Annotated in this window: 10 protein-coding genes and 1 pseudogene; 8 read left to right on the plus strand and 3 right to left on the minus strand. The window is 69.4% G+C overall.

From position 1 onward, the window contains the following. Window positions 1–247: 247 nt before the first annotated feature. Window positions 248–1,498, minus strand: coding sequence for a hypothetical protein (locus tag EPD83_RS18915; RefSeq protein ID WP_128366569.1), 1,251 nt, complete (start codon window positions 1,496–1,498; stop codon window positions 248–250). Window positions 1,499–1,751: 253 nt separating this feature from the next. Here EPD83_RS18915 and EPD83_RS18920 point away from each other — a divergent pair, with 253 nt between their 5' ends. From EPD83_RS18920 to EPD83_RS18935, 4 genes are all read left to right on the plus strand, one after another. Continuing rightward, window positions 1,752–1,985, plus strand: coding sequence for a FitA-like ribbon-helix-helix domain-containing protein (locus EPD83_RS18920; protein WP_128366568.1), 234 nt, complete (start codon window positions 1,752–1,754; stop codon window positions 1,983–1,985). Next, window positions 1,982–2,383 carry a type II toxin-antitoxin system VapC family toxin gene (locus tag EPD83_RS18925; protein ID WP_128366567.1) on the plus strand — a complete coding sequence of 134 codons (402 nt, stop codon included), beginning with the start codon at window positions 1,982–1,984 and terminating at the stop codon, window positions 2,381–2,383. Before EPD83_RS18920 ends, EPD83_RS18925 begins: the two co-directional genes overlap by 4 nt. 153 nt (window positions 2,384–2,536) lie before the next feature. Continuing rightward, window positions 2,537–2,890 (plus strand): hypothetical protein, encoded by a 354-nt coding sequence (locus tag EPD83_RS18930; protein WP_128366566.1) that lies wholly within the window; start codon window positions 2,537–2,539, stop codon window positions 2,888–2,890. A gap of 133 nt (window positions 2,891–3,023) precedes the next feature. Next, window positions 3,024–3,527 (plus strand): hypothetical protein, encoded by a 504-nt coding sequence (locus tag EPD83_RS18935; protein ID WP_128366565.1) that lies wholly within the window; start codon window positions 3,024–3,026, stop codon window positions 3,525–3,527. 62 nt (window positions 3,528–3,589) lie between these two features. Here the strand turns inward: EPD83_RS18935 and EPD83_RS18940 are convergent, their stop codons facing one another. Further along, a complete protein-coding gene (locus EPD83_RS18940) occupies window positions 3,590–6,547 on the minus strand; it encodes a vitamin B12-dependent ribonucleotide reductase (RefSeq protein ID WP_128366564.1) in 2,958 nt (985 codons plus the stop codon). 58 nt (window positions 6,548–6,605) lie between these two features. Then, entirely contained in the window at window positions 6,606–7,118 is a 513-nt protein-coding gene (nrdR, locus tag EPD83_RS18945) for a transcriptional regulator NrdR (protein WP_128366563.1), read from the minus strand. A 445-nt stretch (window positions 7,119–7,563) separates the two neighbouring features. Here nrdR and EPD83_RS18950 point away from each other — a divergent pair, with 445 nt between their 5' ends. The 4 genes and pseudogenes from EPD83_RS18950 to EPD83_RS18965 all read left to right on the plus strand — a co-directional run. Next, the gene (locus tag EPD83_RS18950; protein WP_128367790.1) at window positions 7,564–7,761 is read left to right on the plus strand and encodes a hypothetical protein; all 198 of its coding nucleotides are present in this window, start codon (window positions 7,564–7,566) and stop codon (window positions 7,759–7,761) included. Window positions 7,762–7,773: 12 nt separating this feature from the next. After that, window positions 7,774–8,556, plus strand: a complete 783-nt coding sequence (locus EPD83_RS18955) for a hypothetical protein (RefSeq protein WP_128367789.1) — start codon at window positions 7,774–7,776, stop codon at window positions 8,554–8,556. A gap of 468 nt (window positions 8,557–9,024) precedes the next feature. Further along, a complete protein-coding gene (locus EPD83_RS18960) occupies window positions 9,025–10,344 on the plus strand; it encodes a hypothetical protein (RefSeq protein WP_128367788.1) in 1,320 nt (439 codons plus the stop codon). Window positions 10,345–10,444: 100 nt separating this feature from the next. Beyond that, a pseudogene (locus EPD83_RS18965) lies at window positions 10,445–11,041 on the plus strand (hypothetical protein); the annotation flags it as partial.

Here is an 11,041-nt window from a genome sequence, read left to right on the forward strand (position 1 = left end):
AGGGCCATCGGTGAGGCTCCTTCTCGACGAGTACTTGGCGGTACACATCGAGAATCTCGCCGGTGGCCCCCTTCAGTCAGAGAGCCGCGCCGTCACCCCAAACCCCACCACTCCACGGGACGCTGTCCCTGCGAGCCCCAGCTGTCCGTGTCGCCGCGCGGATACTCGTCCCAGGTAGACGCGCGAGTGCTCACATCCCTCAGTCTCGCCAGCGCTCACACACCTGGAGAGGGCTGGGGGTCCGCTCTCACTCAGCGGGGTCGTCGCCCTTGACTGTTCGGCGGCGCAGACCTCGAATGCTCGCACGCCCACTCAGTCCGGAGGTCGCCGCGCGTGCCCTTTCTCGGGCGCCGGTGCTGAGCGTCCGGGCCCCTTGCACTCCCTCGGCACCGGTAGCCAATGCCCGGTCCCGCACATCGCCGGCGGCGTCAGCCCAGCGGCGGGCCTCGATGGCCGTGCGCTCGTTGCGGATGCCCAGAAGCTCGAGGAAGCCGACGACGGATGTCGCGACGTGACCGGTCGAGCGAAGGACGACCTTCGCGGACATCGGATGCAGCAGGACCTTTGCGTTGGCGGTGCCCGCAGCCGTGTCCATACGCTCGACCAGCCGGATCGTCGTGCGGGCGATGAGGTCTCGGCGGTTGTCCCGCGCGGACCGGACCCCGAGTCGGTGCTGCTCCAGCATGTCCGGGTGGGCATCGAGGACGCGGTCCAGCTCGAGGACGGCGATCGCGTCCTGCAGCTGGAAGCAGCGGGCCAGGACCGCGATCCAGTCGGCCGTGGCCGCCTCGATCTTGCGCGCGACGTCGGCCAGGTCGTCCATCTTGCTGTTTTGCTCGAGCTTCAAGGCCAGCGCGTCCAGCTGGCGTAGTGCGTAGGCCTGGGTCCGCGCGATCGTGAGTGATGTCGCCTGGACCTTCGACCACGTGACCTCCGAGACGTGACCGACTGCTCCGCGGACCATCATCGCCTCCTCGATGACGAAGTCGACCCCGATCATGTCGGCGACGACGGCGTCCTTTTGCGCACGGAGCACGTCGTCGACCTTGGCGTCGATGACCGCGAGGTAGTCGGTGATCTCGTCCATCGTCTGCTGCATCGCGAGCTGCGCCATGATGCCGGCAGCACCCGCCAGCACTGCCGGGTTTGTGAGCATCGATCGGGCACCGGGCTTGGAGACGAACTCGAGGATGTGCTTCGTCTTACCCTTCTGCATCATCACGGCGCGGTTCAGGCCGTCGCCCGAGCCCTTCATGGGGTCGAGCTTCGCGAGGTGCTTGGCCGACTCCTCCGTCAGCTTGATCCATCGACCGGAGTTCGCCGCCACCCCCGCGCCGGCCTGCGCCGCACCCGAGCCGGCACTCATCGCTGTGCTCAGCCGCGGCAAGCCCAGATCCCTTGACGGCAGGTCCTCTGCCGCGAGGAACCTGTCGATCTCTGCGACATCGCCAATCAGCGCGACTCCGTCGCCGTCGCTAATGACCTCGATCTCGTTCATCCGACCTTCTCCTGAGTCTGGGTATCCGACCATCCGTAACTCGACCGCCGCACGAAAGTCGCCATTCCCAGTACAGCGTGAGATCGACGTCGTGGTACCTCGTGATCGGTGTCGGTGCCTCATCCGACGGCATGTCTCCACCCCCGGATGCTGCTGACCAACCTAAGTCCCCCGTCCAACACACAGCGCAGATTGATCGAGAAGTTCTGGCAGGTCATTCGACGAGCTGAAAGAGTGCATGTAAAGTGCATGCATGGTGGCCCTCCAGATCCGTGACATCCCGGACGACGTTCGTAACGTGCTGGCCACGCGGGCTCGTGAGCGCGGTCAGTCCTTGAACCTCTACCTGCGCGAGCTCGTCCTGCGGGAGGCAGCGTTCGAGAACAACCGCGTCCTCATCGACGAGGTCGTCGCCCGCCGTGGTCGTTCGGACATCACTGCTGAGGACGTCTTCGGCGCTGTCGACGCCGCCCGCGGCGGACGGTGATAGTCCCCGATGCGTCGGTCACCGTCCTTCTCTTCGGCAACCCGGCGGTCGAGTCCCGAGTCGCCGCCGCGACAAATGTGCTTCGCGACGACCCGGACTGGCTCGTACCCGAGCATTGGAGAGTCGAGGTACTGAGTGTGGTGCGCAGCCTGGCCTCGAGCGGGAAACTTCACCGCGATGACGCCGAGGGAGCAGTACTGTGGCTGCAGGCCGTGATCGTGGCCACCGCCCCGACCTCACCGCACGTGGCGCGCATCTGGGAGCTGCGGAGCAACCTTTCCAGCTACGACGCCGCCTACGTCGCGGTCGCCGAGTCCCACGACCTGACCTTCGTCACGGCGGACGCCAGAATTGAGCGCGCCGGTGTTGCGCGATGCCCGATCCATCTGATCGCCTGACCCATCCCCACGGTCTGCGCAGGCACGAGACCCATCGCCTCCGAATGCTCCTCACCGCCGGAGGACTTCCACTGCGACCCACACTCATGGCGACGAGCCGGAAACCGCAGGCCAGGCATGGCACGGCGTGAAAGGACCTGTCAAGATCGCCGGATGACACTAGGGGTCCGAGAAGGCGACCGGTTCGACGTCAAGGGCAAGACCTACACAGTGTCCACGACAGCGATGGCTTGCCTGCCGCGCGTCCGCATTTACCTCATCGGCTTGGCGCGAGCGGGCGAAACGACGACGTACTTGGACCTCAAGCGCGACCTCGACCTGCCCTACGCGGTCAACGGTCTGGGCTGGCTGCTCGACGTGGTCACAGAGGACTGTCGCCGTCGAGGCGAGCCATCGTTGGCATCGCTCGTGGTCACCGCCGGTACCGGCGAGGTCGGTGCCGATTATCCGGGCGAGGCTGCAGTCGAACGTAGCAAGGTGTACGCGTGGTCGATATGGGAGCACTGACCCCTCCCGGCCCCGCATCCTCACACGCCGGCCAGCCCCCTCATGGTGGCAGATCTTCAGACACACCACGCATGTAGCACTGGGACAAAACGCGGAGCGAACTTTCGACGCATCGCGAGAATTGGGGTTTCTAATGAACTGGGCCGACGCAGCCAGCACGGGATCAGCAGTCATAGCTGGCATCGCGCTCATCGCGACACTGTCGGAGCTACGCCGCGCTCGCAGAGACCGGTCGGACGAGCGAACCGCGGAGATCGACTCCGTCGCCGTCATCACCCGAGTGGTGCACCGTCCCGTTGACGCGGAGACCAACGGCCGGTTCAGCCGTTGGAAGTACGAGTTCGTGGTTGACAACCCCGGGCGTCTACCCATCAGCAACGTCGAGGTGACGATCGCTTTTGAGGTCGATGTTCAACGGGTGCACTACGACGGGAGCCACGAGGACCCCACCCGTGCGCTCGAGATGATCGTTCCGGTCATCGGAGCGCACGCTAGGCACAACTGGATCAGGACCGTGCTCATCCCGCACACGGACCGGCACCAGTTGCGCGAAACCGTCGCCACCGTGACGTTCGAAACGCTCGACCGTGGAGCGCACACTAACCGCTGGCCACGCGGCAGCGGTTTTACACGCTAACCGGGGAACGGCGAGGGCCCGGGCGGAGTGATCCGCCCGGGGCCTCGTCGGTTGGCTGAGCGTCAGCTGCAGCCGGAGGTGCTGCCGCAGCCCTCGCAGACGTAGCAGGAGCCGGCGGGGCGCATCTTGGTGCCGCAGGTCATGCACATCGGGGCGTCGGCGGCCTTGGAGTTGCCGAAGGCTGCCAGGAGGTCGGCCGAGGAGTGGATCTCGCCGGAGACCTCGCGGGCCGAGGCGGCGCCGGAGCCGGAGGCGGTGGTCGCGGCCGAGTCGGCGTCGGACGACGGAGCCGCGGCGGGAGCGGGAGCCGACGGGGCAGTGGCCTCGTCGGCGCGCTTCGCGGAGGCGCCGATGCCGGAGGACAGCGACTCGATCTCGTCCTCGAGCTCCTCGTCGGAGCCGGAGTCGACCGGCGCGTACGAGCCGGTCTCGAGCTGGCGGGCCCGCTCCTCGGCCGTGTGGATGCCCATGTACGACCGGGTGTCGAAGTCCATGTAGTCCAGCGCGAGGCGACGGAAGGTGTAGTCCATGAGCGACTGCGCCATCCGCACGTCCGGGTCGTCGGTCATGCCTGCCGGCTCGAAACGCATGTTCGTGAACTTCTCGACAAACGTCTCGAGCGGCACGCCGTACTGCAGCGCGACCGACGTGACGATCGAGAAGGCGTCCATGACACCGGCGAGCGTGGAGCCCTGCTTGCCGAACTTGAGGAACACCTCGCCGAGGCGGCCGTCGTCGTACGTGCCGGCGGTGAGGTAGCCCTCGGCACCACCGACGGTGAACGACGTCGTCTGCGACGTGCGGCGCTTCGGGAGCCGCTCGCGCATCGGCTTGTAGACGACCTTCTCGACGACCTCGGTCGACGAAGCGGCCTTCGCCTTGTCCGCCGCGGCGTCCTTGGCGGTGGAGCCGCCGTCGGACAGCGGCTGACCGACCTTGCAGTTGTCGCGGTAGACGGCCAGCGCCTTGAGGCCGAGCTTCCAGCCCTGGACGTAGACCTCCTCGATCTCCTCGACCGTCGCCGTCTCCGGCAGGTTCACGGTCTTGCTGATCGCGCCGGAGAGGAACGGCTGGGTGGCCGCCATCATCCGGACGTGGCCCATCGGGGAGATGGCCCGGGCGCCCATCGCGGTGTCGAAGACCTCGTAGTGCTCGGTCTTGAGGCCGGGCGCGTCGACGACGTGGCCCTTGTCGGCGATGTACTCGACGATCGCCTCGACCGTCTCCTCGGCGTACCCGAGCTTGCGGAGCGCACGCGGGATCGTGAGATTGACGATCTGCATCGACCCGCCGCCGACGAGCTTCTTGAACTTCACGAGCGAGAAGTCGGGCTCGATGCCGGTGGTGTCGCAGTCCATCATGAAGCCGATGGTCCCGGTGGGGGCGAGCACCGACGCCTGGGCGTTGCGGTAGCCGTTCTTCTCGCCGAGCTTGACGACGTCGTCCCATGCCTTCGTGGCGACGCGGTGGATGTCCTTGTCCATCGTGTGCAGCGTGCGGACCGCGTCGTTCGCGGCGGCGTGCTTGCGCATGACCCGCTTGTGGGCGTCGGCGTTGCGGGCGTACCCGGCGTACGGGCCGACGACCCCGGCGATCTCGGCGGAGCGCTTGTAGGCGGCCCCGGTGAGGAGCGAGGTGATCGACGCGGCGAGCGCGCGGCCGCCGTCGGAGTCGTACCCGTGGCCGGTGGCCATGAGCAGCGCGCCGAGGTTGGCGTAGCCGATGCCGAGCTGGCGGTAGTCGACCGTCGTGCGGCCGATGGCCTCGGTCGGGAAGTCCGCGAAGCAGATGGAGATGTCCATCGCCGTGATGACGAGCTCGACGACCTTCTGGAAGGTCACGGCGTCGAAGGTGTCGTCGTCGCGGAGGAACTTCAGGAGGTTGAGCGAAGCGAGGTTGCACGAGGAGTTGTCGAGCGACATGTACTCCGAGCACGGGTTGGACGCGGTGATGCGTCCGGTCTCGGGGTTGGTGTGCCAGTCGTTGATCGTGTCGTCGTACTGGATGCCGGGGTCGGCGCACTCCCACGCGGCGGTGGCGATCTTGCCCATGAGCTCGCGGGCGTCGACGGTCTCGATGACCGAGCCGTCCATCCGGGAGGTGAGGCCGAACTCGGTGCCCTCCTCGACCGCGCGCATGAAGGAGTCGGTGACCCGGACGCTGTTGTTCGCGTTCTGGTACTGGACCGAGGTGATGTCCTTGCCGCCGAGGTCCATGTCGAAGCCGGCGTCGCGCAGGGCGCGGATCTTGTCCTCCTCGCGCGCCTTGGTCTCGACGAACTCGACGATGTCGGGGTGGTCGACGTCGAGGACGACCATCTTCGCCGCGCGACGGGTGGCGCCGCCGGACTTGATGGTGCCTGCGGACGCATCGGCGCCGCGCATGAACGACACCGGGCCGGAGGCGGTGCCGCCGGAGGACAGGAGCTCCTTGGAGGAGCGGATGCGCGAGAGGTTCAGGCCGGCGCCGGAGCCGCCCTTGAAGATGAAGCCCTCCTCCTTGTACCAGTTGAGAATCGAGTCCATCGAGTCGTCGACCGAGAGGATGAAGCAGGCGCTGACCTGCTGCGGGCTCTTGGTGCCGACGTTGAACCAGACCGGCGAGTTGAAGCTGAACACCTGGTGCAGCAGGGCGTACGTCAGCTCGTGCTCGAAGATCTCGGCGTCCTCGGGGCTCGCGAAGTACCCGTGGTCCTTGCCCGCCTTGACGTAGGTGAGGACGACGCGGTCGATGAGCTGCTTGAGGCCCGTCTCGCGCGCGGCGGTGCCGACGGCGCCGCGGAAGTACTTCGTCGTGACGATGGTGGAGGCGTTGACGCTCCAGAAGTCGGGGAACTCGACGCCGCGCTGCTCGAAGATCGTCTCCCCCGTCTTCCAGTTCTGCTGGACGACGTCGCGGGTCTCCCAGGTCACCTCGTCGTAGGGGTGGACGCCCGGGGTGGTGTAGATCCGCTCGATCCCCACTCCCTTGGCGCGCGCGGACTTGCGGGCACCTGCACGTGCTCCGGCGGTCTCGGTCATACCTGTTCCCTCTCTCACTGCCCCCCGACGGGGCGTTCTGGTGACCTGTGTGTCAGTTCTACTGCGGGGGTCCGACAGGGCCTGTGGCCTGCGGCTCCGTGCTCCTGGGCTCCTGCGCGGTCGCGTCCTGCTCGGCGCGGAGGAGGGTGATGGCGGCCTCGAAGTCCTCGAGGGAGTCGAAGGCCTGGTAGACGCTGGCGAACCGGAGGTAGGCGACCTCGTCGAGCTCGCGCAGCGGCTCGAGGACGGCCAGGCCGACCTCGTGCGCGTCGATCTCGGCCGAGCCCGCGCTGCGGATCGACTCCTCGACGCGCTGGGCGAGGATGGCCAGCTGGTCCTCGGTGACCGGGCGGCCCTGGCAGGCCTTGCGGACGCCGACGAGGACCTTGTCCCGGCTGAACGGCTCCGTGGCCCCCGACCGCTTGACGACGCTGAGGCTCGCCGTCTCGACCGTCGTGAAGCGGCGGCCGCACTCCGGGCACTGCCGCCGGCGCCGGATCGTGGCGCCGTCGTCGGTGGTCCGGGAGTCCATGACCCGCGAGTCGGTGTGCCGGCAGAACGGGCAGTGCATGACGCGCGGCTCCCTTCCCTGTGGACCGTACGGTGGACTCTCGTGTGAACAACCTGTGGAGAACCGCTGTTTCCTGTTCACAAGATGTGGACGAACTACATCGGTGTAACCACTAGATGTTGTGGCCATCATGCCTCCCGGGCGCCCAGCGACGCAAGAACGTGGGGCGATAAGTCGTCCTTTCGGCTGTTTGCGCAGGTCAGGAGGGGTGCGGCGCCCCTGGGCGACGGTCCGGGCGGCGTGTCGCAGCACCATTTGTGGGGCTGATGTGACGGATGAGGCACCACATGTGGGGTCCGCCTTGGCCTGGCGGGCACTACAAGTGGGACGGGGACGCGGCACCGTCCACCACGACGCGCGCGGACTCGGCGAACTCCTGCGCGGCACGTCCCGCCGACCCACAATGTCCTCCGGACGAGGTGGCCGAGGCAGCGAGGGGGACATGATGACGGCGACGGCGCCGCGCGGTCTGGAGAACGCCGCGCGCGTTGAGGACCGCGACCCTGAGGACGTCGTCGGCGGACCGGTCCACGTCGTGCGCCGGGCGCGCGCCGGTTCAGCGTCGGGTCGGTCCATCCTGCTGCTGCCGCTCGCGGTGGGGCTGCTCAAGGCTGAGGGCGCGTGGGCCCTCCGTGAGCGCTGAGCGGTGACCCGGATGACGGACGCCAGCGGCTCCGCCGTCGGACACGCGGTGCTCGACCGCGTCCTCGTCGCGCTGCGGCGGTGGGCGGCCGCGCTGCACGAACGGCTGCTCTCGCCCTTCGACGCCGTCGGCCGGACGGCGCTCCGGCTGGCCCGGGCGGCGGGACCCGGGGCCGTCGTCGTGCGCTCGTCCCGACCTCCCGGCTACGGGGCCGCGGTGGGGGTGGCGCTCCTCGTCGTCGGGGTCGTGCAGCAGGCGACCGCCTTCGTGGGGTCCGCCGTCACCGACGGTGACGTCGAGCTGCTCGCCGGACGCGGCGCCCTCGTGCTGGCGGCGCTGGCGCTCGGCGTCGACCTCGTGCTGCGGCTGGCCGGGCCCGCCCTCGTCGCGGTGGGGCCGGCGGGCGTGGCGCTGGCCTTCCCGCCCCGGTCCCGCCCCGCCGGTGAGACGCAGATCCGGCTCGGCGGCACGGACGCCATGACGCCCGTCGACCTCGTCCCCTGGTCCGACGTCGCCGCCGTCGTCCACGTCCGCGACGCCGGCCGGCCGGGGACGCACCCCGTCGCCCAGCTCGGGGTGCGCACCCGGCGGGCGCTCACCTCGCCGTGGCCCCGTGACGCCGACCCCGCGACGCTGCCGCCGGACCCCGCGAGCGCCGGGTTCGGCACCCGGCTGCTGACGCGGCCCGTCGCCGTCCTCGACGAGGTGCGGGTGCGACGACTGCGGCGGTCGTGCGAGCGGTTCGCGCCCGACACCCCGTTCCTCGACACCGACCTGGCGGGCGTCGTCCGCTGAGGCCGGGGCGGGGCTCGACCCTTCGACAACCGAACACATTTCCCGGTAGGAAAGAACAGGTGGTCGGTCGCGTCGAGGCGGAGCTCCTCGGAGCCGGGAGAACGATCTGCGGACGATGTGGCCGCAACGGATGACGCGATCCCGCCCAGGACATTGCGCAGACATTACAGAGAATGCTGGCGGGTGCAGCATCTCGCTACCACGCTGTCGCGCAACCGTTTAGCGACGACCACCGGACTCGGTTCGCCGGCCTGACGGGTCGGCTGACGCGAGGCTCGACCGCCACTCGCACAGACGTCGCCGGTCGAGGAATGCAAGTGTGGGGGTTCGTGATTCCACATCGACGACATTGATTCCTCAGCCGTTGAATGCTGCCCACGTGTCGAAGAAACTGTTCCGAAATGCCATCCGATGTGTTCACCTGTAACGGACAACGAGGCGAGAGGGACGCCGAGAGGAGGTCGTTCGATGAGTCGCAGCATGCTGTGGTCGACCCCGACGAGGGTCGTGCTCGGTGCTGCGTTCGTGCTCGTCGGATGGTTCCTCCTCATGGCCCCGGACGCCCGCGCCGACGACGGCTCCGGCGGCCTCCTCGGCACCGCCACCAAGACGGTGACCTCGACCACGACGTCGGTCACCGAGCCCGTCACCACGACCGTGACCAAGGTTGCGGAGCCGGTCACCACGACGGTCCAGAACGTCGCGGAGCCGGTCACCCAGAGCGCCCCCGCCCCCGCAGCCAAGCCTGCCCCGTCGGCACCCGAACCGGTTGTCGCACAACCCTCGTCGCCTTCGCCGGCCCAGCCGGTCGCGACGGCCACGACCACCGCCACCTCGGTCACCGCTCCGGCGGCCAAGGCCGCGACGACGGTGACGAAGCCGGTCGTCGAGCAGGCCGCGAAGCCGGTCGTGCAGCAGGCCGCGAAGGCCGCTGCTCCGGCGACGAAGACCGCGGCGGAGGCGACGAAGACCGTCGCCCGCGTCGCGGCCCCCCTGACCGAGGCCGCCGAGCCCGTGACTGCGCCCGTCGCGACCGCGGTCGCCATCGCGACGTCGTCCCTGCATGACGTCGCGGTGGCTGTCGAGCCCGTGACCACCGCATTGGGCAGCACGACCGCCGCGCTCGGCGGCCTCACCACGTCTGTCGGCGACGTCGTCTCGCCCGTCACCGGCAGCCTCGACGAGGTGCTCTCACCCGTCACCGACGGCGTCATCGGCTCCGTGCTCGACCCGGTGACCGGCTCCGTGCTCGACCCGGTGACCGGCCCCGTGCTCGACTCGGTGACCGGCCCCGTGCTGGGCCCGGTCGTCGCGACCGTCGACGACGTCGTCGCCCCGGTCCTCCCGGGCGTGCTCGCCCCCGGGACCACCCCCAGCTCGGCGACCCCGGTCGTCGACACCGCGGCCCGCCAGACCGCGGCCGCCTCGGGGCGCATCGCCACCCTGCGCGCGATGCGGGCCGACGTGGCGGCCCGGGCGGACGCGCCGCTCATGGCCTCTACGCCGGCGACCGACGACGCGAGTATCGCGGTCCGGGCGACGGTCTCGGCGACGCCCAGCGCGCCGCTGCTGCCCGGCCTCCCCCAGCCGGTCGCTCCCCTCCTGGCCTGCCTGGCCGCGGTGGGCGGCTTCGGCCTCACGATCTCGACCCGGGCGTCCTCCGCCGGCAGCGATGCGCTGCCGGGGCGACGCCTCCCCCTGCCGGTGACCGCCGGCGCCCGGGTCGCCTCTCTTCTCCGTGGTCCGGCTCCGCAGCCGACCATCCTTCCCGGCACCAGCCCTGCCTGACGCGCCGCAGCGCTCCCCGCACCGCGGGTGACGCGCCGCCGCGCAACACCCCGTCCCCACTCTGCGTGGACGGGTTCCAGAGCAGTCAGGAAGGAACGCCATGCATGCCTACATGCGCCGAGGGCTCAACGTAGCCCTCCTGGTCGGCGGCGGAGTCCTCTTCGCCTCCCCGGCCTGGGCCGACGACTCCACGTCGGGCCACGACAGCCTCCTCGGAGGTAACCAGATCACCGCCGAGGTCACGGCCCCCGTGACCGCGTCCGGCAACGCCGTCTCCGGCATCGGGGACAGCACGACCGACGCGCCGTCGACGCGCGTGTCGTCCGGGTCCTCCGGCTCGTCCTCGTCGGGTGACACCACCTCCGGCAAGGACTCGGTCGCCGGCGGCAACCAGGTCACGACCAAGGTCTCGGCCCCGGTCACCGTCTCCGGCAACTCCACGTCCGGCGTCGGCGACAGCCACACCTCGAAGTCCACGACCCACAGCTCGAGCGGCTCCGGCGGCTCGGGATCGGGGAACAGCACCTCCGGCAAGGACTCCGTCGCCGGCGGCAACCAGGTCACGGCGCCGGTCTCGGCCCCGGTCACCGTCTCCGGCAACTCCACGTCCGGCGTCGGCGACAGCCACACCTCGAAGTCCACGACCCACAGCTCGAGCGGGTCCACGGGCTCGGGCGGGTCGACGGGCTCGGGCGGA

Origin of the sequence: Phycicoccus flavus (assembly GCF_004025965.2) — a bacterium.
GTDB lineage: Bacteria > Actinomycetota > Actinomycetes > Actinomycetales > Dermatophilaceae > Phycicoccus > Phycicoccus flavus.

What these genes read in the sequence shown, in the direction of transcription:
- EPD83_RS18915 (WP_128366569.1), bottom strand. Translation starts at nt 1,498, where the DNA reads ATGAACGAGATCGAGGTCATTAGCGACGGCGACGGAGTCGCGCTGATT.
- EPD83_RS18920 (WP_128366568.1), top strand. Translation starts at nt 1,752, where the DNA reads ATGGTGGCCCTCCAGATCCGTGACATCCCGGACGACGTTCGTAACGTG.
- EPD83_RS18930 (WP_128366566.1), top strand. Translation starts at nt 2,537, where the DNA reads ATGACACTAGGGGTCCGAGAAGGCGACCGGTTCGACGTCAAGGGCAAG.
- EPD83_RS18935 (WP_128366565.1), top strand. Translation starts at nt 3,024, where the DNA reads ATGAACTGGGCCGACGCAGCCAGCACGGGATCAGCAGTCATAGCTGGC.
- EPD83_RS18940 (WP_128366564.1), bottom strand. Translation starts at nt 6,547, where the DNA reads ATGACCGAGACCGCCGGAGCACGTGCAGGTGCCCGCAAGTCCGCGCGC.
- nrdR (WP_128366563.1), bottom strand. Translation starts at nt 7,118, where the DNA reads ATGCACTGCCCGTTCTGCCGGCACACCGACTCGCGGGTCATGGACTCC.
- EPD83_RS18950 (WP_128367790.1), top strand. Translation starts at nt 7,564, where the DNA reads ATGACGGCGACGGCGCCGCGCGGTCTGGAGAACGCCGCGCGCGTTGAG.
- EPD83_RS18955 (WP_128367789.1), top strand. Translation starts at nt 7,774, where the DNA reads ATGACGGACGCCAGCGGCTCCGCCGTCGGACACGCGGTGCTCGACCGC.
- EPD83_RS18960 (WP_128367788.1), top strand. Translation starts at nt 9,025, where the DNA reads ATGAGTCGCAGCATGCTGTGGTCGACCCCGACGAGGGTCGTGCTCGGT.